The sequence below is a fragment of the Sulfurimonas sp. hsl 1-7 genome (assembly GCF_030577135.1).
Taxonomy (GTDB): Bacteria; Campylobacterota; Campylobacteria; order Campylobacterales; family Sulfurimonadaceae; genus Sulfurimonas; species Sulfurimonas microaerophilus.
In genome coordinates this window covers 612,251-634,207 of the sequence record NZ_JAUIRR010000001.1, presented here as the reverse complement: position 1 = coordinate 634,207, position 21,957 = coordinate 612,251, and the positions used below count along the sequence as shown (strand labels likewise).

Sequence of the window (21,957 nt, the reverse complement as noted above, 5' to 3'; positions counted from 1 at the left end):
AGATATATTATATGTATATTAACTTAAAAAAACAAAAATAACTTGTATTTTGGCAGAAATAAAAAAACTCTAATACAGCCCTCTAGGGTTATTAAACTTCTCGATCACATCATCAAGAAATACTTCAGCATCATTTTTTGTAGCCGTTATATTGAGATCGCTAAGAATGTTTAGAAGTGTTTGTATGTAGATCTCAAATTTTTCGTGGAGTGTTTCGCTTAGACCTATATGGGTATCTATTTTATGTGGTACGATCCCAAGAACACTAGACTTTGGTGCCTTTTTCCCCATCAGTTCCAAAAGCTCAAAGCATTGAAGTACTCCAATGTCGTGCGCACTTCCGGAATTCACTCCAAAACCTGTAAGCTCCTCTGAGGGGATATGGTAAATAGCTCCCGCTTCATCTTCTATATCTATAGCATCAAGAATGAGGATGTATTTGTACTCCATAAAAAAGTTGAGAAGGTTTATCCCCTCAACTCCGCCGTTTATAATATCTATGTCGGGTGAAAAAGTGTAGTTGTCGCTTATATACTGTGAGGCATATACTGCTATAGCGTCATCATGCTGTAAGATATTTCCGACACCTAAAACTACTAACTCTTTCACATCTTCCCTTTAAAATACTGTTTTGCTAAAAGTTTAACTACTTATACCTAAGAAATTGGCTTTTTTATGTTTGTTTTACGTAATGTAATATAAAATCTTTTAAAATTGAATATATACGCACGCGGTATAAGGACTCATATATGGAAACGGCTTATTTTCTCATGCTCTGGTATGGAATCTTACATGCATTTGGAGCTGATCATTTAACTGCTATAGCCGATTTTTCCATAGGAAAGTCCATCAAAAAAACGATGATGATTACGATCATGTTTGCTTTTGGTCACGGGATCACACTTTTTCTATTTGCAAAAATTTTACAGAGCTATAATTTACCCGAAAATGTTACTATGTACGGAGATATAATAGCTTCAAGCGTAATTATCGCTATGGGTGTATATCTTTTGTATATGGTTGCATCAAACAAAATACATCTCAACAAACACATCCATGATGACAAAGAGCATATGCACATCTATTTTGGAAAAGAGCATTCCCATAACAGTTCCTATGCATCGACATCGGCATGGACTATGGGCGCACTTATGGGGATAGGCGGAGTTCGCGGAATGCTTGTCACTCTGGGCGTTTTGGAAAATCAGGTGGTAGATTTTTCTATGGTACTTGCTTTTGTATTTGGTGTAAGTGTTGTTTTTCTAAGCTTCGGGGTAGTGATTTTATATATCAATAAAGAGTTTTTAACAAATCAGAGAAATGTAAGAAGAGTGTTTGCAGCTGCGGGAATCGTTTCCGTAGCAGTCGGATCAAACATGCTTTTGGCATAAATAATTAAAGGGATTAAAATATATGTGTGCAGATTGCGGATGTAGTATAACAGGAACAACTTTAGGAGATGGGCACGAGCATCATCACCATCATCATGAACATACTCATGATCACTCACACGAGCATCAGGCTGCGCATGAAACACTGCACCATAACCCGCAGTTAAACGATGCGAAAACTATAAGTGTCATTACAAAGATTTTAGATAAAAACAACCATGAAGCAGCGCATAACCGCAGCCACTTTGATAACCACAATGTACTGAGTATTAACCTTATGAGCTCACCGGGAAGCGGAAAAACTGCACTGCTTGAAGCTATGGCAGATTTGGCAGAGTTTAAATTTGGTGTTATCGAGGGGGATTTGGAGACTTCGCGTGATGCTGATAGAATTAAAGCAAAAGGAATCCCTGCCTATCAGATACAAACAGGCTCAGCGTGCCATTTGGATGCCTTTATGGTTCACAAGGGATTGCATGCGATGCCGCTTGATGAGATTGATCTGTGTTTTGTAGAAAATGTGGGCAATCTTGTGTGTCCCGCTTCGTATGATGTCGGAACCCATTTAAACATTGTTCTGGTTTCAGTTCCCGAGGGAAGTGACAAGATAGAAAAATACCCCGTAATGTTTCGACAGGCTGATCTGATCTTAATAACGAAGATGGACTTAATAGAGCACTTTGATTATGACCTCGAACATGAAAAAAAAGAGGCACGAAAAATCAAACCGGGTGTTGACATCTTAGAGGTAAGCGTAAAAGAGCCTGCCTCGATCCAAAGAGTTATAGAGTGGATCGAATTTAAACGCAAGATGAGAGCTTAGGATGTGCCTTTCAATTCCAAGCAAAGTTGTAAAGATAGATAAAGAGAGAAACGTAGCAACGGTAGATACTATGGGTATTACTCGTGAAGCAGGTTTGGATCTGATGGAAGAGGATGATGTAAAAATAGGGGATTATGTACTTTTACACATCGGTTTTATTATGAACAAGCTAGATGAAGCAGATGCTTTGGAGTCTTTAAAAGTATACAGCGAATTAGTTGAGAAGATGGATGAGCAAGAGCGGCAAAACTTGGTCGAAGAGGATGATAATTGTCCAAATAGAGGCAAATAATGGGTGAACTACAGCTCAAAGACCTCTATACCGGTTTTAGAGACCCGGAAGTGATTCAAGGGTATGCAAAGCTGATCGAAGAAGAGGCGAAAAAGCTCTCTTCTCCCATAAACATTATGGAGGTGTGCGGCGGTCATACACATACGATCATGAAGTATGGTTTGCAACAACTACTGCCTGAGAATATCAACTTTCTACACGGGCCGGGATGCCCTGTTTGTATCATGCCAAAAGAGCGGATAGACCATGCCTACATCTTAGCGATGCAAGAGGATGTGATCCTTGTAACCTTGGGTGATATGATAAAAGTCCCGGGTTCTAAGGGTTCTTTGCAAGATGCACGCGCACAAGGTGCTGATGTGCGTTTTGTATATTCGCCGCTCGATACCCTGAAAATTGCCAAAGAGAATCCCGAGAAAAAAATAATCTTCTTTGCGATCGGTTTTGAGACTACGACACCGATGAGCGCGGCACTTTTAGATGTTGTCGTGAAACAAAATATCTCAAATATCTTGTTTCATATAAACCATGTAACGGTTCCCGAAGCGATGGAGCTGCTTTTAGCTGATGATGAGTGTAAGATCGACGCATTTTTAGGACCGAGTCATGTGAGTGTCATCAGCGGAAGTCAGATCTATGATAAGTTCCCAAGTGAGTATAAAAAGCCCGTAGTTGTTGGAGGGTTTGAGCCTGTTGATGTAATGGAATCGATCTCTATGATTGTACGACAGTTTGCCCAGAAAAGATGTGAGCTTGAAGTGCAGTACAAACGTGCCGTAAATACAGAGGGGAACTTAAAAGCACAAACCTTAAATGAGAACTATTTTGAAAAAGCGCCACATTTTAGATTTAGAGGTTTGGGAGATATTCCAAACGGCGGACTCAAACTTCGGGATGAGTATAGTGCTTATAACGCAGAGGTACTCTACGAAGAACTTCTAAAAAGCGAGCTGATTGACGATCATAAACTTTGCATTTGCGGAGATATACTTAAAGGTAAGGCTACTCCGCCGCAGTGTTCTATCTTTGGAACTGCATGCAAACCGAGTACACCTATGGGAAGCTGTATGGTAAGTAGCGAGGGTGCTTGTGCAGCCTATTATAAATACGGGAATCTTTTATGAACAAACAAATTACTTTAGCTATGGGAAACGGCGGTGAAGAGAATAACGAGCTGATCTCGAAAGTGTTTTACAAAGCCTTTGCCAATGAGATCTTAGAAAAAAGTGAAGATGCAGCGGTGATCCATAACGGGGAGTTAGCGTTTTCAACAGACAGTTTTACGGTTTCTCCGATCTTTTTCCCCGGTGGAGATATAGGGAAACTGGCAATTTGCGGAACTTGTAACGATCTGGCAATGATGGGTGCAAAACCGAAATACCTTACCTGTTCGGTGATCATAGAGGAGGGTTTTTCTCTTGAAGAGCTTGAGAAGATTGTAGATTCTATGAAAAAAGAGTTGGCAATAAACAATGCCGTAATTGTAAGCGGCGATACCAAAGTGGTTCCCAAAGGGAGTGTCGATAAAATCTTTATAAACACGACGGGGATCGGTGAGATCGAGCAAAAAGGGGTGAGTGCAAATAAAATATCTGAAGATGACGTCATTTTACTCTCTCGCGATATAGGGTGTCACGGTGCGACAATTTTTGCAGCACGTGAGGGGATAGAACTCTCAAGTAATCTGCAAAGCGATTGTGCATCTCTTTATGTTCAAGTTGAAGCGCTTATAAAAGAGGGAATAAACATAACTGCGATGCGTGATGCAACGCGCGGAGGTGTAAGTGCCGTGCTAAATGAGTGGGCAAAACAGTCAAATATTTGTATAGAGGTGCAAGAGGAGAAGATCCCTGTATCGCAAGAGGTGTACGGTCTTTGTGAAATGCTCGGTTTTGAGGCTATGAATCTGGCAAATGAGGGGACTTTCATCTTAGCGATACCAAAAGCTGATGCAGCTAAAGCGATCAATGTTCTTCGAAGATTTGAAAACTCTGCAAACTCTGTTGAGATAGCACAGATAACACAGGAGTATCCCGCTAAAGTGATACTCAAAAGTGGACACGGTACAAAAAGATTTCTTGAGATGCCCACAGGTGAGTTGCTGCCTAGGATATGTTAGATGTTTAAAGGAAAATAGTTTGCATGAATATAGCGTAGTACAGGCATTGTTGGATCAAGTTGAAGATCTTGCAAAAGAGAATAAGGCCTCAAAAGTAACAAAAATAGTTACAAAAATAGGGGTGATGAGCGGTATTGAAATCCATCTGTTTGAAACTGCATTTAATAGTTTTAAAGAGAAAACTATATGCGAAGAGGCTGAATTTATCATACAGATACAACCTGTTGTAGTGCGGTGTCATGAATGCGGTGAAGAAAACAGCTTAGAAAAAAATCATTATTGTTGCCCTGAGTGCGAATCTATAAATGTAGAAGTGATAGACGGTGAAGAGATGTATTTGATGAGTTTAACAATGGAATAATGCAACAGTTCCTATAAAACTTGGAGATTTTTCGATATAATCACATTAAAAACATAATCAAAGGATAAAAATGGAGTGCGAATTTCCGACAGTAAATTCTAATATGGATGAAGTTAAAGAGATTTTTGATAGTGTAAAAACTATTGCAGTTTTAGGTTTGTCTCCAAATCCTGAAAAAGATTCTTACAGAGTAGCGGCATATATGCAAGCACAAGGGTACAAAATAGTACCTGTGTATCCAAAAGAGGATGAGATCCTTGGTGAGACGGTATATAGAAGTTTAAAAGAGATCCCTTTTAAAGTTGATATGGTAAACATTTTTAGAAAACCTGATGCGTTAGACCCGATTGCAGATGCATGTATCGAGCGTGGTGATATCGATGTGTTTTGGGCACAAAAAGGTATAGTAAACAATGCAGCGGCTGAAAAAGCGAAAAATGCCGGTATCAAAGTTGTACAAAATCAATGTGCAATGGTTGATCATAGAAATCTTTGCAGCTAGGCACATCTTTGGTAAATTTAGAAACTATAAAACAAGCTCAGAAGCGTATAGAGGGAGTTGTAGTAAAGACACCTCTGGCTTCTGCTCCATATTTAAGTGAACTTACAAACGCAAATATCTTTCTAAAAAAAGAAAATCTTCAAATTACGGGTGCTTTTAAAATTCGCGGCGCTTACAATAAGATAGCTTCTCTTTCTGACAATGAACGTGCAAAAGGTGTTATCGCTGCTAGTGCAGGAAATCATGCGCAGGGTGTAGCACTTTCAGCTAGTCGTTTTGGGATTAAAGCGGTAATCGTTATGCCTGAATCAACACCGCTGACAAAAGTAAACGGTGTGAAACACTACGGTGCCGAAGTTGTACTTCACGGTAGTAACTATGATGAAGCGTACGGGTATGCAAAAGAGTATGCGCAAAAGAATGATCTTACGTTTGTACACCCTTTTGAAGATGAAGCAGTTATCGCAGGGCAGGGAACAGTCGGTTTAGAGATCCTAGATATGTGTGACAAGTTAGATGCAGTGATCGTACCTATTGGTGGCGGTGGACTTATTGCAGGTATTGCAACTGCTGTTAAAGCGCTTTCTCCTGAGACGAAAGTTATAGGTGTCAGTGCAAGCGGTGCACCTGCATTTAAAAACTCGTATGAGTTGAAAACTGCCGTAGATACTACAAAAGTTCGTACAATTGCCGATGGTATAGCTGTTCGTGATACATCAAAGATCACACTTGATTATGCCCTGCAATATGTAGATGAAGTACTCAGTGTTGATGATGAAGAGATTGCAAGTGCAATTTTATACCTTTTAGAGAAACAAAAACTTGTTGTTGAAGGGGCTGGAGCAGTCGGTGTTGCAGCACTTTTACACGATAAAGTAAAAGATATAAAAGATAAAAATGTAGCAGTGGTTCTAAGCGGCGGTAACATGGATGTTACACTGCTTTCTGTGATCATTGAAAAAGGTCTTATAAAGTCACATCGTAAGATGAATCTTACGGTAACGCTGATTGATAAACCGGGTTCATTGATGCGTTTTACTGAGATACTAAGAGATCTCAATGCAAACATTGTTCATATTGCATATGACAGAACGTCGGTATCACTCGATTACGGTGATGCGAATGTAACTGTACATGTAGAAACAAAAGGTAAAGAGCATCAAGATGAGATCTATGCAGCTTTAAAATCAGAAGGGTATATCAGGTAGATTATGAAAGTTATCAAAAGTAAAAGTGTTGTCAAACCTATTGTGTTATTAAAACTGTATAAAGAAGGCAACACACTTTTAGTAATAGATAATGAAACTACCATCAGATTTTTTAATAACGATTCACTCTCTCTTATGGATGGATTTAAAGCGGGTATTGAGCATAAAGATTATAGGACAAATGTTGTTGACTTTAGTCAGGACCAGTACTATCTTGCATCTCTGTCTGCCGATGCCAAGGAGTCCAGACTTTACAATGCAAAAACAAAGAAACTTGTAGCTAAAGTTGACAGACATCACGGTGAGGCATCATGTGTAGCAATTGATCCTTTAAACAGATTTATGCTCTCAGGCGGAGATGACGGAAAAATCTTTGCCATCGATGTAAAAAGCGGCAAGCTAATGTTTACGCTTCCTTCCCATATAGATACTATTAACGATATTGCATTTTCAAAAAATGCCAATTGGGTAGCAACGGCTAGTTATGACAGAAAAATATCTGTTTATAACCTTGTTACAATGACTCCAAAAGAACGACTTAGAGCTCATGCTGCTCCGGTAATGAAGGTCAAGTTCTTTAATAAAAACAAGCTTGTTAGTATAGATAAAGATTCAAAAGCTATTATATGGAATATCCACACATCAAAAGTGATTACAAGATTGCAAGGTATCCATGACGATGTGCGTGAGATGGTTATCAGTGATGATGAAAGGTTCCTATTTTTAGGGACACATTTAGGGTATGTACTTGTGTATGATCTCAACACTTACGAGGCTATCTCTACTAGGTTTATTAAAATGACATCACCTATTACGGCGATGGAGTTTGACGGAGAAAAAAATGAGCTTATCATTGGTACGGAAGATGGTTTTTTAATCTATTATGATATTTTTGAGGGACTTGAACAAGTTAAAATACTCTTGAAAAACAAGCAGTTTGAAGCGATTCAAGAGGAGATAGAAAAAAACCCGATTTTGAGATACACAAGTATCTACGAATTAGTGTCAAACCTATGGGAAAAAACATTAGAAAAAGCAAAAATCGCACTTGAAAACGGAGATAGAAGCAGGGCACAACTGTTATTGAATCAGTTTAAAGATATCCCTTCAAAAAATAAGATAATCCAAAAGCTTTTTCTAGATTATGCACAGTATCCAAAGTTTGTAGATAATGCGAGAAACAATAAGTTAGCTCTTGCATACTCTTTGGCTAACTCTTTTCCTGTATATAAAGATACAAAAATCTATAGAGCTCTTGAGACAAAATGGAAAACTTCATTTGCAAAAGCACAAAAGATGATGCTCAATCCAAAAACTTTACAGAGTGCAAAAGATATGTTGATGCCGTATCGTGGGATTAGTGAAAAGACAAAGTTTATCCAGGAACTTTTTACAAAATCAGCTATCTATTTAAGATTTAGAGAGTCTATCTCTAAAAAAGATTTTAAAATGGCAATGCAGCTGATTAAACAGAATCCTTTTTTAACAGAGTTGCCTGAATATACGACACTGATGAGTTTTTCGGACAACCTTTATATGAAGGCGCATGATGCACTGGCACAAGATGACTTGCATACTGCTGGAAAACTTTTGAGTGTTTTAAAAGATTTTGATGACTTTAAAGAGGAATCGATAGAGATACTTAAAGATATTGAAGTAAAACAAAAATTTTATTTAGCTATAAAATCTAATAACATGGCAGAGGCTTACGATGCAATGGCTCAGCTTGAAGATATTCAAGAAACTCCTGAAGGAAAATGGCTTCAAGATCAATGGAATGAAGATGTAAGTATAGCTAATACCTATGCAGTTACAGGAGACGTAATAGGTGTTAAAAAGGTGCTTGAAAAGTATCTGAACATCAACTCTAAACATATGTCGCTAGCGACGATTTTTTCTTGGTGTTACATCTCTCAGCTAGAAAATTCCGTTAATAATAGAGTTGTGCAAAGCAGCATTGAAAAAGGTGTCAAAAACTACCTTTCTTTATTTGGTGAAACAGACCAGATAAATAACTTTTTCGAGACTTTTAAAGAGTATTATCCGGAAACAAAACTCAACCTTGAACTACTTCCAAAAGGTTCTCAATCACGTTGGAGACCTTCTATGATAATGAGATCTATTTTAGAGTAAAGTAGCTTATCTTTTTATCTTCTCTCATATCTTTCATATAGTTTTACAAGAAGTCTGAATTTTTAACTTAAAATATAGCTTCATTTAAGTATAATCCAAAACTTTTACATAAATATAAAAAAATTAGGAGACTTTTCATGCAAATTAGTGGCGCACAGATGGTAATCGAAGCACTAATCGCCGAAGGTGTAGACACAGTTTTTGGCTACCCTGGTGGAGCGATAATGAATGTCTATGACGAGATATATAAACAAGATGGTTTTCAGCACATTCTTACTCGTCATGAACAAGCAGCAGTACATGCTGCAGAAGGATATTCAAAAGCTAGTGGAAAAGTCGGCGTCGCTATGATTACAAGTGGACCTGGTTTTACGAATGCAGTTACAGGTTTAGCTGATGCGTATATGGATTCAATCCCTTTAGTTGTTATCTCTGGACAGGTTCCTATGAGTTTAATCGGAACAGATGCGTTTCAAGAGATCGATGCAGTTGGGATCAGCCGTTCTTGTACTAAACACAACTATTTAGTTACAGATGCAAAAGATTTACCACGTGTACTTAAAGAAGCGTTTTATATCGCAGCTTCTGGTCGTCCTGGTCCGGTTCATGTTGATATTCCAAAAGATGTTACGGCTCAGATCGAAGAGTTTAACTATGATATTGAACTAGATTTAGAGACATACAAGCCAAACGTTAAGGGGAATCCTCGTCAAATTAAAAAAGCGATGGAAGCGATTGCTGAAGCAAAACGTCCTCTTTTCTACCTTGGTGGTGGTATTATCAACTCAAATGCAGCGTATGAAGTAAGAGACCTTATACATAAAACACAAATTCCTGCAGTTGAGACTTTTATGGCTCGTGGAACTTTATCACATGATGATAAGTATCTAATCGGTATGCTGGGTATGCACGGTTCTTACGCTTCAAATATGGCTATGAGTGAAACTGACCTTATTATCGCTCTTGGTGCTAGATTTGACGATCGTGTAACAGGAAAACTAAGCGAATTTGCTAAAAATGCAGGAGTTATCCATGTAGATATTGACCCTGCTAGTATCTCTAAGCTTGTAAATGCAGACTATCCGATCGTTGGTGATGTTAAAAATGTTGTTAATGAGATGTTAGCTCAGGCTGATAGTATTGATGGTTCAAGATATGAGTCTTGGAGAGAAACTATTGAGAATTTTAATGCGCTTCATCCTTTAACATTCCATGAGGATTCTGAAAGAATTAAACCGCAATGGGTTATTCAAAGAGTTGGAGAGATCCTAGGTGATGATGCAAATATCTCTACAGATGTTGGACAGCACCAAATGTGGTCGGCTCAATTCTATCCATTTACAAGACCTCGCCAGTTTATAAGTTCTGGTGGACTTGGAACAATGGGATTCGGTTTTCCGGCAGCTATGGGTGTAAAATCTGCATCGCCTGAAAAAGTAAGTGTAAACTTTACGGGTGACGGTTCAATTCTTATGAATGTTCAAGAGTTGATGACGGCAGTTGAGAAGAAACTTCCGGTTATCAATATTATTTTAAATAACAACTTCTTAGGGATGGTACGTCAGTGGCAAACGCTTTTCTATGACAAGCGTCACTCTGAAACTGACCTTTCTATGCAACCTGACTTTGTTAAGTTAGCAGAGGCTTTTGGCGGTGTAGGATATAGAGTAACTACAAAAGAGGAATTTGATGCGGCACTTAAAGATGCAGTTGAGAAAAATGTAGTTGCATTCATTGATGTTGTTGTTGAGAGATTTGAAAACGTACTTCCGATGGTTCCTGCCGGTGGAAGTTTATTTAACATGATGTTATTAGAGAAAAAGGAGGATAAGTAATGACGACTGATAATGCAAGGAGAGTAATCTCAGTTATCGTAGTTAATGAAGCGAGTGTATTATCTCGTATTACTGACCTTTTCTCTGGTCGCGGGTATAACATTACATCATTAACTGTTGCACCTATTCCTGATACTAAGTATTCTCGTTTAACGATTGCAACTTTAGGTTCTGTGAAAATTATGGAGCAGATCACAAAGCAGCTTCATAAGCTTATCCCTGTTCTACGTGTATATGAGCATGAAGATATGGTTGAAAAAGAGATGGCTCTTGTAAAGTTTGATATCACTGAAAATCTAAGTGATATCAATACTATCTGCGAAGCGTATAACGGAAAGATTGTAAACGCAGGTGAGAGTACGGTAATTGTAATGGTTGCTGATGAGCCTAAAAGAATTGATAACTTCTTAAACTCTATGAAGAGATACAATCCAAAAGAGATCGTAAGAAGTGGTGCAGTAGCACTAGAGAGATAGTATGAAACTTAGTGAAATAGCTTCTATTATCGGTGCTGATTTCTCTGGAGTTGATTGTGAAATCAACTCTATGAATACACTAAAAGATGCTTCTAGTGAGCAACTTTCATTCATATCAAATGCAAAATATGTAAAAGATATGGCAAGCACAAAAGCTGCTGCTATTATTGTTGATGGAAAAACAAAAGATTATGTACCTGAGGGTAGCGTAGCTTTAGTAGTTGAAGATACATACTGGCAGATGGCAGTTCTTTCAAAATACTTCTCTGCAGCTCTTGAAGACAAAGATGCTCCAAGTGCAGTTATCGGTGAAGGGTGTGATATCTCAGCCAAAGCAGAGATTGCAAACGGTGCAAAGATTGGTAAAAACTGTACAATCATGGCCGGAGTATATGTAGGTTCTGGCTCTGAGATTGGTGAGAATACTATCCTTTATCCAAATGTAGTTGTTTACAGAGATTGTAAGATAGGATCTGATTGTATCATCCATGCAGGGACTGTAATCGGAAGTGATGGATTTGGTTTTGCTTCAAACAGATTAGGTCAACATAAAAAGATCTACCATAACGGTAATGTTGTAATCGAAGATGATGTAGAGATTGGTTCAAATGTTTCTATCGACAGAGCAGTATTTGGTTCTACTCACATCAAAAAAGGTGCAAGACTCGATAACCTGATCCAAGTGGCACATAACTGTGTTATCGGTGAAGGAAGTGTATTTGCTGCACAAACAGGTATGGCAGGTTCTTCTATTATAGGAAGAAACAATGTATTTGGTGCACAAAGTGGAGTTGCCGGACATCTTAGTACTGGTGATTTTAATACCTTTGCAGCTAGAAGCGGTGTTACGAAAACTATTACGGAAAACGGAAAAGTTTTTGCAGGCTTTCCATTAATGGATCACAAAATGTGGTTAAAACTACAAGGGACACTTTCCAGACTTTTGAAAAAGTAAATAGATTATTAGATAAACTAATCCTATAATCAATTTAGGAGGTTTGTTATGTCTCAAACTATTGCTTTAAGTGGAACAAATAAGGGTGTTATATCAGTAACAAAAATTGAAGAGCCTTACGGTCCTAACAGTGCTACAGTTGCGAGTATCGGTATCTCTTTAGATGGAAACGCTGATAATCCGGAATGGAAAGTACATATTCCATTAGAAAATGTAGATGCAGTAATAGAAGCTTTAAAAGCTGTAAAGTAGGTGGGATTTAGAAGAGGGGAGTTAGTTCCCTCTTTTATCTGAAAAAACTACTTTTTAGATTTTTTCTCTTTTTTCTTTTTAGACTTTTTTTTGTCACGATTTTTTTTCTTATCTTTTTTTTCTGCTTTTACTTTTTTCTTAGCAGCAACTTTTTTCTTTTTGGCCTTTTTCTCTTTCTCTTTTTTCTCTGCTTTCTTTTTTGCTTTTTTAGCAGCTTTTTTCTTCGCTTTTTTAAGAGCTTCTTTTTCTTCCTCTTTTTTCTTCGCTTTAGCCATAATGTAACCTTTTTGTAATTTTATTACTAAAAGTAATATACATGAGTGTACATTTAATCAACTTACAGGGATATAAAAATGGGATTTTTTGTGAAAATAGGGGAAATAAAAATAGATAAGGGGTGATTACCCCTTATTTACAGAATGGTTACAGTTCTTTTACAAACTCTTCAATTCTTGCAATACCTTCTCTGATTGAGTTGATATCTGTTGCAAATGAGAATCTGAAATAACCCTCACTACCAAAACCTACACCCGGTACAACAGCAACATTTTTCTTTGCTAAAAGATCTTTTGCAAATGTAAGTGAATCATTACTTACCTCTTTGATATTTACAAATAGATAAAATGCACCGTCAGGTTTTAAAACACTTAGTCCATCAACTTCATTGAAAAGTTTTACAGCTTCATCACGACGTGCCGCAAACTCTTTTCTCATCATCTCAATATCAGCATCTGCAGAACCGTCAAGACCTGTAATAGCTGCCATTTGAGTGATTGAACAGATATTTGACGTACTTTGAGACTGTAGCTTTTTAGTTGCTTTGATAAGCTCTGCATCTGCTGCAGCCATGTAACCAAAACGCCATCCAGTCATTGCAACCGATTTTGATAAACCGTTGATAGTAATTGTACGTTTATACATATCATCACTGATACTTGCAGCTGATGTAAACTCTCCATCATATACAAGCTTCTCGTACATCTCATCCGATGCTACTAAAACGTCTGTCCCTTTTAATACTTCTGCAAGTGCTTCAAGTTCAGCTTTTGAATATACTGCACCTGTCGGATTTGACGGAGTAGTTAAAATTAACATTTTTGTTTTATCAGTGATCGCAGCTTTTAATTGCTCCGGAGTTATCTTAAAACCTGTAGAATCTTGAGTTTCAATCTCTACTACAGTACCGCCGCAGTATTTTACTAGCTCTGGATAAGTTACCCAATACGGAGCAGGGATAATAACTTCATCACCCTCTTGAATAGTTGCAGAAAAAAGATTGAAAAGTGAATGTTTCGCACCATTGTTTACAATTACTTGATTCGGCGCGTAAGTGATTCCGTTTTCTCTTTTAAGTTTATCAATTACAGCATTTTTAAGCGCTGGAATACCATCAACAGCAGTATATTTTGTAAAACCATCATTAATAGCTTTAATAGCAGCATCTTTAATAACTTGTGGTGTATCAAAGTCTGGCTCACCAGCAGAAAAACTAAGGATGTCTTTTCCTTCAGCTTTTAGTTCCTGAGCTAATGTTGAAATAGCTATAGTAATAGATTCAGATAGTGTATTTATGCGATTTGTTAGCATTACAACCCTTTAGGTGAAAATAATCAGCAATTATACAAATATATTGCTTAAGTGAGACTCTTTTTTCGAACAATTTTTACTAAAATAATTGGTAGATAATAATTATTTTCCTTTAAGGGGGAGTGTTATATAGTTTATGGATACAAACAATGAAAATTAGAAGGAGATCAGATGGCTGTACGTGGAAATTCGATAATCAAGGGTGTAGAAATTGATGAAGTTATAAGACTTTTAAACAAAGCCTATGCAGATGAATGGCTTGCATATTATCAGTACTTTATAGAAGCAAAAGTTGTCAAGGGGATTATGAAAGATGCAGCAATTGCTGAGTTGACACAACATGCTACTGATGAACTCCGACATGCCAACATGGTTGCAGATAGAATCTTGCAGCTAGGGGGCACTCCCATATTAAATCCAAAAGAGTGGTTTACTCAAACAAACTGCGGCTATGAAGAACCAAGTAACTTTGATGTTGTGTCTATTTTAGATGATTCGATCAAAGGGGAGCAGTGTGCGATAAGTACCTATTCAAGTATTGCAGAGATTGTAAAAGACAAAGATATTATCACTTACAATATGGTCAATGAGATTTTAGCCGATGAAGTGGAACATGAAGAGGACTTGCAAGCACTTCATGATGATATAGCTGATTTTATTGAGAGTATTAAATCAAATATGAATTAGTTAATGAGTTTTTCTCATTAACTTTTCATCGATTTAATAAAAGAGTCGTAGATATGTTCAAGCTCTAGGTCTTGATCGAGTAGCTCTTTATTATCTTCAACGAGAATATGTTCAAGTATTGCAACACGTTTAAGCAGGTACTCAAACATCTCTTTATTGATATCCGGAAGCATATTGTGCATAAACGGATCTTTACATCTTCCTTTTTCTATCACGTGTGCAGGGATACCGATAGCAGTTGAACAAGAAGGAACAGCTTTAACAACAACTGAGTTAGCACCTATCTTTGCATCTTGACCGATCTCTATATTTCCAAGAACTTTAGCACCGGCACCTATAACAACACCTTTTCTAATAGTAGGGTGGCGTTTACCGTGAGTCAGTGATACACCGCCAAGTGTTACCCCTTGGTAGATCAGTACATCATCTTCAATGATAGTTGTTTGACCGATAACTACGCCAGTACCGTGATCGATAAATACACGTCTACCAATCTGTGCACCCGGGTGGATGTCAATGTTTGTCATTATCTGAGCAAGCCCCATTAAAATTCTAGCTAACCCTTTAAAGTTTGATATGTAAAGTTTGTGTGCAACTCTATACCAAGCAATAGCCCAAACACCCGGATAATTAAATAAGAACTCGAGTTTAGAACTTAATGCCGGATCGTTCTTGTAAGCATTGGAAAAGTCTTCTTTAATTAGCGCGAAAATACCCATAAAATACCTTAGTTTGTAGTTCTTAAATAGCCGTTTTGATTTAAATATATCTCTAGCTTCGATAGTGTATCACTTTTTTCTTTTTCTGTAATAAAACTACTACTTTCTAGATCAGTTTTAAGTTTCTTTAAAATTTCTTCTTTGTCATAACCGATATCATCGAGGATATCAAGGATATTTTTTGATTCTATCTCATTAATAATTTTATATCCGTTATCATCAATCTCTACTGTGTATTCATTAGGTTTTGTAAAGAGATTATGTTGCATCCCTAAAGTCTCTTGATATGCCCCGACATTGAAAAATGCTAAAAAATAATCATCTTCATCTATATTAATATCATGAAGGTAGAGTGGACGCTCAGGATTAAACTCTATCTCACCGTCACTGTCACATGTAATGTCCCAAAGTGATGCAGCACGAAGCGGCGGAGTATTGAGATGATGGATCGGCATTACAGGAAAATATTGCCCCAGACCCCAATAATCCGGTAAAGATTGGAAGATAGATGCATTGATAAGGTAGCGTTCCTGAAGCTGGTTTTGTAGCTGCTCTAACTCGTTTGTAGGATTAGAAGATTTCAGATAAAGCGCTTTTTTGATAATGTTATGCACTAAAATCTCTGCATTTGATCTGTCTTGTAAGTCGATATAACCGAGATCAAAAAGTGTAAAAAGAGATTCCATATGATCAAGTGCATCGTGAAGATACTCTATACAGTTCGCATTAGTTAAAAGACGATTCAGCTCTATAAGCTCTTCAACAAGAGGTGGATTTAACTCTTTGAATTCTAAAGATTTTTCTTGATAATCTTGAGAAAAAAGTTCAAGTACAGGGGTAATTAAAACTGCATGGGAAGCTACAATGAAACGTCCGGATTCTGTGAAAATATCAGGGTGTTCAACCCCTTTAGAGTTCATGATTTCACCAATAAGAAATACAACAGAACTTGAGAATTCATCTATAGAATAGTTGCGTGTGCATGAAGTTTCATGTTGATCATATTCAACAGCAAGTCCACCACCAATATTGATGTTTTTTAAACCGTTAGCACCCATCATTTTCAGTTCGGCATATATATGTCCAGCTTCACGTAATGCTTTTTTCAATGGAGCGATATCTGCCATTTGTGAACCGATATGAAAGTGGATCATACTTAAACTATCAAGTAGATCGGCTTCTTTTAAAAGTTTGACAGCTTCCAAAATTTCAGTAGAAGTAAGACCAAATTTTGCATCCATACCGCCACTTTTTGCCCAGATGCCGCTGCCGGCACTGTGAAGACGTATACGAATACCGATATTTGGAACTTTAAGTGTTGATTTTTTAGCAACTTCTATGATCGTTTCAAGTTCATTCAGTCCTTCTATCGTAATAGTGATTTTGTGACCGCTTTGTGCAGCCATAAAACCTAGTGTGATCATCTCCTCATCTTTGAAACCGTTCACAGTGATATTGGCTTCTTTTGGAGTTTTTGCCATTGCTAGGATGAGTTCAGCCTTACTTCCCGCTTCAAGGCCGTAGTTGTACTCTTCGCCTTTAAGAGTAATAGCTTCTACAACAGCCGGAAACTGATTTACTTTGAGAGGAAAAACTGCTTGAAACTTTCCTTGATAGTTATTGTCCTTAATCGCTTTTTCAAAGTAATTATAAAGAGTTGTAATTTGCTTTTTAATAAGATGTGGGAACCTGAGTAATGTAGGTCCCTTAACATTTTTTTCACGAATATCATTTATGATTTCATACAATGAAGGCATAGATTTGTAGTTGAGTTTGATCTCACCGTTTTCGATTAAAAAGTTTTTATTTGACCAGATGTCAATACCGAAATTTTTCAATTAGAAGTCCTCTAGTTTAATTGTCTCTTCCGTTTTAGTTTCTAAATCTTTCACCCATATAGTACCGTTTTGCATCTCATCAGTACCGATTACACAACAAAATCTTGCATTTACTTTGTCTGCACCTTTGAGGTGGTTTTTCAGGTTTTTAGTTTTATATTCACAAGTAACTTGTTTTGTAGCTCTTTTCTTATGTGTAATGTTAAGTACAAGTTCAACAGCTTCATCATCCATAGCACCGATGTAGTAACCGCTGCGTTTTTCTTCTGGCATCTCGATGAGCTCTAAAAGTCTTTCGATCCCCATTGCAAAACCAACTGCAGGAGTAGGGCGCCCGTCTAAGAACTCTACAAGTCTGTCGTATCTACCACCACCTGCAATTGCACTCTGAGATCCGATATTGTCGCTTACAAACTCAAATGCTGTTTTAGAGTAGTAATCTAATCCGCGAACAAGGTTTGTATCGATCTCGTATTCGATGCCGCTTTTATCTAAGATCTTTTTGAGTTGTTCAAAGTCACTTTCACAAGTTTCACATAAAGAATCGATCAGTCTTGGAGCTTTGACATAAAGAGATTTACATTTATCGTTCTTACAGTCAAGTACACGAATAGGGTTTGTCGATTTTCTTCTTACACAATCTTCACAAATCTCATCTTCAACACTTTCAATAAAGCCTATCAGATTTTGACGGTATTCAGGCATACAGTTGTGATCACCTAAAGAGTTTAGTTGTAAGCGGTACCCGATACCGAGTTCTTTTAAAATATCACTTACCATCATAATGATCGTAGCATCTTCATAAACAGAGTCCACACCGAAGCTTTCACATCCAAACTGGTGGAATTGTCTTAAACGACCTTTTTGCGGTCTTTCATAACGAAACATTGGTCCATGGTAAAAATATCTGTGAATCCCGCCGGCACGATCAAGTTTATTTTGAATAAAAGCACGAACAACACCTGCAGTTCCTTCTGGACGCATACAAACATCGTTTTCACCTTTATCCGTAAACTGATACATCTCTTTACCGACAATGTCACTAGACTCACCAACAGAACGTTTAAAAAGTGCTGTTTCTTCTAATATCGGTGTTTCAATAAAATGAAATCCGTAACGAGTAGCAACTTGAGTTGCCGTTTTTAAAAAGTAAGTGTATCTTTTATACTCGTCATCATTTAAAATATCATTCATTCCACGAAGAGATTTAATCATTTTTTGCCTTGCTAATTGGTGTTATAAAAAAGTATGAAAGGATACCATTTTTATCTTTATAAAATATTTTATACTAATTGATATTAGTTAATATTTCTTCCGTAATACTCTCTATGCTTTGTGTCGCATCGATCGTAATGAGATCGATGTTTAAAAGTTCCGCCGCTTTTATGATCGCATCTTGGATTCCAAGAAGGTATTCACTGCCGCGAAGTTCTATACCGTCAAGCTCTTTTTGAGAGAGTCTGAACTCAAGCTCCTCTTTTGTGAGTTTGAGTAAAAAAACTTTTTGGGGGTAAGTGTTGTTTGTTGCAAAATTGTTTAGAGATACAAGTTCGTTTTCTGCTATCTCACCGTGAATCAATGCATATGCCACACCGCTGATTGCACTGCGATCGGAGATGATCATCTTTGTGTCTATATTTGGCTCGATCACCTCTTTTAAATGCTCCGCACGATCGGCTAAAAAGAGTAGAAATTCCGCTTTTTTGCTTTTTGCGCGAGCCGATAAAACAAGTTCTCTTATCTCTTTACCCAATTCTGTAGCACCGGGTTCTTTTGTGATTACGGCATCGGGAAAGTTATTTGCAAGAGCCGCTATCTGTGTGCTTTTTCCTGCAGTGTCGATCCCCTCTATGGCAATGTACATGAGTTCATACCCCCAATAATCTTTTGAACCTCAGGCGGTAAAAGATGTTCTGTTTTTCCGTTGAATTTTAAAAGGTTTCGCACAATTGAAGAACTTACAAATGCATGTTTGAGTTTAGGCATTAAGTACACCGTCTCGATTGTATCATCAAGAGAGTTGTTCAAATAACCTAATTGCAGTTCATACTCAAAGTCACTTACGGCTCTCAGCCCTCTAATAAGCACTTTTGCATTATGCTCGTTTGCAAGCTCAACTGTAAGATTGTCAAAACCTACAACGCGTACACCCTCTAAGTGTTTTGTAGCAGCTTCTGCCATCTCTATACGCTCTTCTAACGTAAACATCGGTTTTTTATCAACTGAAACTGCAACTGCAATGACTACTTCATCAAATAAGTTCTTAGCACGTTCGATAATATCATAGTGTCCATTTGTAATCGGATCAAATGTTCCAGGATATAGTGCAATTTTATTCATATATTATTCCCATCGTTTGTATAAGTTATTTTCAATGCCTAGGAGATCGAACCATTTTCCGATCACGAAGTTCTCCATATCATCTAAAGTTTGCTGTTCTGAGTAGTATGCCATTACAGGCGGTGCTATTATAATCCCCAAAGATGCAAGTTTATGCATATTTTCTAGTGCTATTGCCGAAAAAGGTATTTCGCGAGGTGCTAAAATGAGCTTTTTTTGCTCTTTAATCATAACTGCTGCACATCGTGTAATGAGGTTGTCACTGATCCCGCATGCAATTTTTGCCAATGTGTTCATACTGCAAGGCGCTATGATCATGGCATCTACCCCAAAAGAGCCCGAAGCAACACTTGCGGAGATATCTGCATTGTCATGGTAGGTAATGTTTTGCTCTTTTTGGAGTACGGTTTTTGAGTTTTCACTCATAATAAAATGTTTTTCAATTTCATCGGGAAGTAACTCTAGAGTTTTTAATCCGAGATTTACTCCGCTTGCTCCGCTTGTTGCGACTACTATTTTCATTTCACTTTTGCCTTGTTTTTTCCTACAACAACTACTTTGATCTTTTTCCCTTTGTCATTCTCAACAAAGATAAGATCACCTTTTCTGCCGTCTTGAAGTGCTCGGGCACTAAATGAGATCACAATGGAACCATTTTGCAAGGTGACATTAACAGAAGAATCCCGTTTGATCAAAGCAAGGGGCTCAACATCACGCAGAGTTAAGAGTTGCCCTTTTTTCATTGTATGTTTGAGCTCTAAGGTACCGTTTTCAATAGTTTGAACCGGCATCGCCCTAAATTTGTCTAGAATTATACTATTTTTTATCGTGTTTAGTGTAGATAACTCCCCATCTCTTTGAAGATCATTTTTTAATACAAAGATATTTACATACGCTTTGATTCTGTAATTGAAAAATATTTTTTTATTTTGATCCGTTTTAATTGCTACGACACCATCATTTGAAAGATGTTCCCGTGAACGCATCTCTACTAACGTATAGTTTTTAGGCATTTGCTCCATAAATGTACGAGGATATACCTGCACCTCTTTGATAAGAATACCGTTATACTTATTTTTATAGTGCTCTGTTACATACTCTTCGATTTTTGTCGTATCTATAGGGCTTATTTTATTAAACTGTATATACGGATATTTTGAGTGGATATCTTTATAGCCGAGTTTTTTCAAAGTGCTTATAAGTTTTTTGGCAGTTACTCTTTTGATGTGTCTGTCATTTAAGAGTGAAAAAAGTATACGGTCCTCAGACCCCTCTACACTGGTTATGATATGTGAGAGCTTTATATCGTCCTCTTTGATAAAGTAGTTTCTTTGCAGTTCCAATGCGGAGAGTTGTAGTGCAAAAAGTAATAGAAAAATGGTTTTAATATACATAGTTATTGAGTGAAACATCCTATTTTTAAAAAGATTTATAATATTCTAGCATCTTTTATAAATGATTGTGATAATATAGTGAAAAGAGAAGGAGAAATATATGAGAAAGTTTTTTGGTATTGTTGCTTTATGGTTTGGTTTTTCGTTCGTCATGTTTTTATGCCTAATGGCGTTAGAAAACTTATCGTTAGTCGATTTAACTACCAATGAATTGGCTATTGTTTCTTTAGTTGGCGGAGTATTAATCAATATTGCGTTTTATTTCGACAATGTAATTTCTCAGTAGTATATAAAGTACTATATACTATTTTATATTAATCCTTTGAGATATTTTTGTTGTATCTCTTTATCTAATTTCTCAATTGCGTAACGAAGTGTCGTTCTCGGCATAGTTTTGTAGCGCGGTTGTAGATACTTTATCATAACCTGCATATCTTCATTTCCAACATTTCTAATAGCCCAGCCGACTGCTTTATGGATGAGATCGTGAGTATCGTCTAAAAGTATATCTGCAATTTTCAATGTATCTTCATAAGCACCCCGTTTGATAAAATAAAAGGTACTGACGATAGCAACTCTTTTTTGCCAGAGATTATCTGAATTTGCAAAATTGTAAAGAGGTGATTTGTCTTTATCAAAAAGATAATCCCCGATGATGTGTGAAGTTGTAACATCAACCAAATCCCAATTGTTAACTTGCCCAATATTTTCGACATAAAAGTTATAGATCTGTTGTTGTGTTTTGACTGAACTGTTTTTGTGTTGATACTTGGCAACTAAAACCAAAAGAGCAAAAAGTCTGTACTCATGATAGGGGGAATACAAAAATTTTTTTATATCTTCAAATGAAAGTGTTTGAAAGTACTTTCTCACAGATTTGCGAAGTTCTGGGACTCTAATGCCCAAGAAAATATCCTCAGCACTATATTCACCTTTTTTAGTTTTGAAAAAACCTTTATAACTCTTTTGATATGTTTTATCGATATAGTGTTGAAGTTCTGAAGATATTTGTTCAAACATTTGAGCACCTAAAATTTGAAATAGT

The 21,957-nt window shown here is 37.1% G+C and carries 26 protein-coding genes; 15 read left to right on the top strand and 11 right to left on the bottom strand.

The window, feature by feature from the left end:
* Positions 1-69: 69 nt before the first annotated feature.
* Complete coding sequence (locus tag QWY88_RS03065) at positions 70-609, bottom strand: HyaD/HybD family hydrogenase maturation endopeptidase (protein WP_304543934.1); 540 nt, start codon at positions 607-609, stop codon at positions 70-72.
* A gap of 140 nt (positions 610-749) precedes the next feature.
* On the opposite strand from QWY88_RS03065, the gene QWY88_RS03060 reads away from it, so the two are divergent.
* The 13 genes from QWY88_RS03060 (at position 750) to QWY88_RS03000 (ending at position 12,347) form a co-directional block, all read left to right on the top strand.
* Entirely contained in the window at positions 750-1,391 is a 642-nt protein-coding gene (locus tag QWY88_RS03060) for a hypothetical protein (RefSeq protein ID WP_304543932.1), read from the top strand.
* A gap of 22 nt (positions 1,392-1,413) precedes the next feature.
* Complete coding sequence (gene hypB, locus QWY88_RS03055) at positions 1,414-2,214, top strand: hydrogenase nickel incorporation protein HypB (RefSeq protein WP_304543931.1); 801 nt, start codon at positions 1,414-1,416, stop codon at positions 2,212-2,214.
* 1 nt (position 2,215) lies between these two features.
* Positions 2,216-2,506 carry a HypC/HybG/HupF family hydrogenase formation chaperone gene (locus QWY88_RS03050; RefSeq protein WP_304543929.1) on the top strand — a complete coding sequence of 97 codons (291 nt, stop codon included), beginning with the start codon at positions 2,216-2,218 and terminating at the stop codon, positions 2,504-2,506.
* The gene (gene hypD / locus QWY88_RS03045) at positions 2,506-3,630 is read left to right on the top strand and encodes a hydrogenase formation protein HypD (protein ID WP_304543926.1); all 1,125 of its coding nucleotides are present in this window, start codon (positions 2,506-2,508) and stop codon (positions 3,628-3,630) included. Before QWY88_RS03050 ends, hypD begins: the two co-directional genes overlap by 1 nt.
* Complete coding sequence (gene hypE / locus QWY88_RS03040; protein ID WP_304543924.1) at positions 3,627-4,625, top strand: hydrogenase expression/formation protein HypE; 999 nt, start codon at positions 3,627-3,629, stop codon at positions 4,623-4,625. The genes hypD and hypE overlap by 4 nt, the downstream gene beginning before the upstream one ends.
* A 19-nt stretch (positions 4,626-4,644) precedes the next feature.
* Positions 4,645-4,986, top strand: a complete 342-nt coding sequence (gene hypA, locus QWY88_RS03035; RefSeq protein WP_304543922.1) for a hydrogenase maturation nickel metallochaperone HypA — start codon at positions 4,645-4,647, stop codon at positions 4,984-4,986.
* A 70-nt stretch (positions 4,987-5,056) separates the two neighbouring features.
* Positions 5,057-5,488: a CoA-binding protein gene (locus QWY88_RS03030; protein WP_304543920.1), complete on the top strand. Its 432-nt coding sequence runs from the start codon at positions 5,057-5,059 to the stop codon at positions 5,486-5,488.
* An 8-nt stretch (positions 5,489-5,496) separates the two neighbouring features.
* Positions 5,497-6,696 carry a threonine ammonia-lyase gene (ilvA, locus tag QWY88_RS03025; RefSeq protein ID WP_304543918.1) on the top strand — a complete coding sequence of 400 codons (1,200 nt, stop codon included), beginning with the start codon at positions 5,497-5,499 and terminating at the stop codon, positions 6,694-6,696.
* A gap of 3 nt (positions 6,697-6,699) precedes the next feature.
* The gene (locus QWY88_RS03020) at positions 6,700-8,829 is read left to right on the top strand and encodes a WD40 repeat domain-containing protein (protein ID WP_304543916.1); all 2,130 of its coding nucleotides are present in this window, start codon (positions 6,700-6,702) and stop codon (positions 8,827-8,829) included.
* Positions 8,830-8,966: 137 nt separating this feature from the next.
* Positions 8,967-10,664 carry an acetolactate synthase large subunit gene (locus tag QWY88_RS03015; protein ID WP_304543914.1) on the top strand — a complete coding sequence of 566 codons (1,698 nt, stop codon included), beginning with the start codon at positions 8,967-8,969 and terminating at the stop codon, positions 10,662-10,664.
* Positions 10,664-11,140: an acetolactate synthase small subunit gene (ilvN, locus tag QWY88_RS03010; RefSeq protein WP_304543912.1), complete on the top strand. Its 477-nt coding sequence runs from the start codon at positions 10,664-10,666 to the stop codon at positions 11,138-11,140. Before QWY88_RS03015 ends, ilvN begins: the two co-directional genes overlap by 1 nt.
* Before the next feature lies 1 nt (position 11,141).
* The gene (gene lpxD, locus QWY88_RS03005; RefSeq protein ID WP_304543910.1) at positions 11,142-12,095 is read left to right on the top strand and encodes a UDP-3-O-(3-hydroxymyristoyl)glucosamine N-acyltransferase; all 954 of its coding nucleotides are present in this window, start codon (positions 11,142-11,144) and stop codon (positions 12,093-12,095) included.
* A 48-nt stretch (positions 12,096-12,143) separates the two neighbouring features.
* Complete coding sequence (locus QWY88_RS03000) at positions 12,144-12,347, top strand: hypothetical protein (RefSeq protein ID WP_304543909.1); 204 nt, start codon at positions 12,144-12,146, stop codon at positions 12,345-12,347.
* Between the two features lie 47 nt (positions 12,348-12,394).
* Here the strand turns inward: QWY88_RS03000 and QWY88_RS02995 are convergent, their stop codons facing one another.
* Together QWY88_RS02995 and QWY88_RS02990 are read right to left on the bottom strand one after the other, a co-directional pair.
* Positions 12,395-12,622 (bottom strand): hypothetical protein, encoded by a 228-nt coding sequence (locus QWY88_RS02995; RefSeq protein WP_304543907.1) that lies wholly within the window; start codon positions 12,620-12,622, stop codon positions 12,395-12,397.
* A gap of 148 nt (positions 12,623-12,770) precedes the next feature.
* The gene (locus QWY88_RS02990; RefSeq protein ID WP_304543905.1) at positions 12,771-13,934 is read right to left on the bottom strand and encodes a pyridoxal phosphate-dependent aminotransferase; all 1,164 of its coding nucleotides are present in this window, start codon (positions 13,932-13,934) and stop codon (positions 12,771-12,773) included.
* Positions 13,935-14,105: 171 nt separating this feature from the next.
* Between QWY88_RS02990 and QWY88_RS02985 the strand changes: the two genes are divergently transcribed.
* Entirely contained in the window at positions 14,106-14,621 is a 516-nt protein-coding gene (locus tag QWY88_RS02985) for a ferritin-like domain-containing protein (protein WP_304543903.1), read from the top strand.
* 17 nt (positions 14,622-14,638) lie between these two features.
* Here QWY88_RS02985 and cysE read toward each other — a convergent pair whose 3' ends face one another.
* From cysE to flgA, 7 genes are all read right to left on the bottom strand, one after another.
* Entirely contained in the window at positions 14,639-15,340 is a 702-nt protein-coding gene (cysE, locus tag QWY88_RS02980; RefSeq protein WP_304543901.1) for a serine O-acetyltransferase, read from the bottom strand.
* Between the two features lie 8 nt (positions 15,341-15,348).
* Positions 15,349-17,178 carry a biosynthetic arginine decarboxylase gene (gene speA / locus QWY88_RS02975; RefSeq protein ID WP_304543900.1) on the bottom strand — a complete coding sequence of 610 codons (1,830 nt, stop codon included), beginning with the start codon at positions 17,176-17,178 and terminating at the stop codon, positions 15,349-15,351.
* A complete protein-coding gene (hisS, locus tag QWY88_RS02970; protein ID WP_304543898.1) occupies positions 17,179-18,393 on the bottom strand; it encodes a histidine--tRNA ligase in 1,215 nt (404 codons plus the stop codon). It abuts the gene before it with no gap.
* A gap of 73 nt (positions 18,394-18,466) precedes the next feature.
* A complete protein-coding gene (tmk, locus tag QWY88_RS02965; protein WP_304543896.1) occupies positions 18,467-19,042 on the bottom strand; it encodes a dTMP kinase in 576 nt (191 codons plus the stop codon).
* Complete coding sequence (gene coaD, locus QWY88_RS02960; protein ID WP_304543893.1) at positions 19,027-19,518, bottom strand: pantetheine-phosphate adenylyltransferase; 492 nt, start codon at positions 19,516-19,518, stop codon at positions 19,027-19,029. Before coaD ends, tmk begins: the two co-directional genes overlap by 16 nt.
* A 3-nt stretch (positions 19,519-19,521) precedes the next feature.
* Positions 19,522-20,040 carry a UbiX family flavin prenyltransferase gene (locus QWY88_RS02955; protein WP_304543891.1) on the bottom strand — a complete coding sequence of 173 codons (519 nt, stop codon included), beginning with the start codon at positions 20,038-20,040 and terminating at the stop codon, positions 19,522-19,524.
* On the bottom strand, positions 20,037-20,930 hold the full coding sequence (gene flgA / locus QWY88_RS02950) for a flagellar basal body P-ring formation chaperone FlgA (RefSeq protein WP_304543889.1): 894 nt from the start codon (positions 20,928-20,930) through the stop codon (positions 20,037-20,039). Before flgA ends, QWY88_RS02955 begins: the two co-directional genes overlap by 4 nt.
* 82 nt (positions 20,931-21,012) lie before the next feature.
* Here flgA and QWY88_RS02945 point away from each other — a divergent pair, with 82 nt between their 5' ends.
* Positions 21,013-21,198 carry a hypothetical protein gene (locus QWY88_RS02945; RefSeq protein ID WP_304543887.1) on the top strand — a complete coding sequence of 62 codons (186 nt, stop codon included), beginning with the start codon at positions 21,013-21,015 and terminating at the stop codon, positions 21,196-21,198.
* A gap of 23 nt (positions 21,199-21,221) precedes the next feature.
* Here the strand turns inward: QWY88_RS02945 and QWY88_RS02940 are convergent, their stop codons facing one another.
* Positions 21,222-21,932, bottom strand: coding sequence for a DNA alkylation repair protein (locus tag QWY88_RS02940; RefSeq protein ID WP_304543885.1), 711 nt, complete (start codon positions 21,930-21,932; stop codon positions 21,222-21,224).
* Between the last annotated feature and the right edge of the window lie 25 nt (positions 21,933-21,957).

Excerpts from the sequence above, each read along its gene's own strand:
- QWY88_RS03060 (WP_304543932.1), top strand. The coding sequence starts at position 750 with ATGGAAACGGCTTATTTTCTCATGCTCTGGTATGGAATCTTACATGCA.
- hypB (WP_304543931.1), top strand. The coding sequence starts at position 1,414 with ATGTGTGCAGATTGCGGATGTAGTATAACAGGAACAACTTTAGGAGAT.
- QWY88_RS03050 (WP_304543929.1), top strand. The coding sequence starts at position 2,216 with ATGTGCCTTTCAATTCCAAGCAAAGTTGTAAAGATAGATAAAGAGAGA.
- hypD (WP_304543926.1), top strand. The coding sequence starts at position 2,506 with ATGGGTGAACTACAGCTCAAAGACCTCTATACCGGTTTTAGAGACCCG.
- hypE (WP_304543924.1), top strand. The coding sequence starts at position 3,627 with ATGAACAAACAAATTACTTTAGCTATGGGAAACGGCGGTGAAGAGAAT.
- QWY88_RS03030 (WP_304543920.1), top strand. The coding sequence starts at position 5,057 with ATGGAGTGCGAATTTCCGACAGTAAATTCTAATATGGATGAAGTTAAA.
- QWY88_RS03020 (WP_304543916.1), top strand. The coding sequence starts at position 6,700 with ATGAAAGTTATCAAAAGTAAAAGTGTTGTCAAACCTATTGTGTTATTA.
- QWY88_RS03015 (WP_304543914.1), top strand. The coding sequence starts at position 8,967 with ATGCAAATTAGTGGCGCACAGATGGTAATCGAAGCACTAATCGCCGAA.
- ilvN (WP_304543912.1), top strand. The coding sequence starts at position 10,664 with ATGACGACTGATAATGCAAGGAGAGTAATCTCAGTTATCGTAGTTAAT.
- lpxD (WP_304543910.1), top strand. The coding sequence starts at position 11,142 with ATGAAACTTAGTGAAATAGCTTCTATTATCGGTGCTGATTTCTCTGGA.
- QWY88_RS03000 (WP_304543909.1), top strand. The coding sequence starts at position 12,144 with ATGTCTCAAACTATTGCTTTAAGTGGAACAAATAAGGGTGTTATATCA.
- QWY88_RS02995 (WP_304543907.1), bottom strand. The coding sequence starts at position 12,622 with ATGGCTAAAGCGAAGAAAAAAGAGGAAGAAAAAGAAGCTCTTAAAAAA.
- QWY88_RS02990 (WP_304543905.1), bottom strand. The coding sequence starts at position 13,934 with ATGCTAACAAATCGCATAAATACACTATCTGAATCTATTACTATAGCT.
- QWY88_RS02985 (WP_304543903.1), top strand. The coding sequence starts at position 14,106 with ATGGCTGTACGTGGAAATTCGATAATCAAGGGTGTAGAAATTGATGAA.
- cysE (WP_304543901.1), bottom strand. The coding sequence starts at position 15,340 with ATGGGTATTTTCGCGCTAATTAAAGAAGACTTTTCCAATGCTTACAAG.
- hisS (WP_304543898.1), bottom strand. The coding sequence starts at position 18,393 with ATGATTAAATCTCTTCGTGGAATGAATGATATTTTAAATGATGACGAG.
- tmk (WP_304543896.1), bottom strand. The coding sequence starts at position 19,042 with ATGTACATTGCCATAGAGGGGATCGACACTGCAGGAAAAAGCACACAG.
- coaD (WP_304543893.1), bottom strand. The coding sequence starts at position 19,518 with ATGAATAAAATTGCACTATATCCTGGAACATTTGATCCGATTACAAAT.
- QWY88_RS02955 (WP_304543891.1), bottom strand. The coding sequence starts at position 20,040 with ATGAAAATAGTAGTCGCAACAAGCGGAGCAAGCGGAGTAAATCTCGGA.
- flgA (WP_304543889.1), bottom strand. The coding sequence starts at position 20,930 with ATGTTTCACTCAATAACTATGTATATTAAAACCATTTTTCTATTACTT.
- QWY88_RS02945 (WP_304543887.1), top strand. The coding sequence starts at position 21,013 with ATGAGAAAGTTTTTTGGTATTGTTGCTTTATGGTTTGGTTTTTCGTTC.
- QWY88_RS02940 (WP_304543885.1), bottom strand. The coding sequence starts at position 21,932 with ATGTTTGAACAAATATCTTCAGAACTTCAACACTATATCGATAAAACA.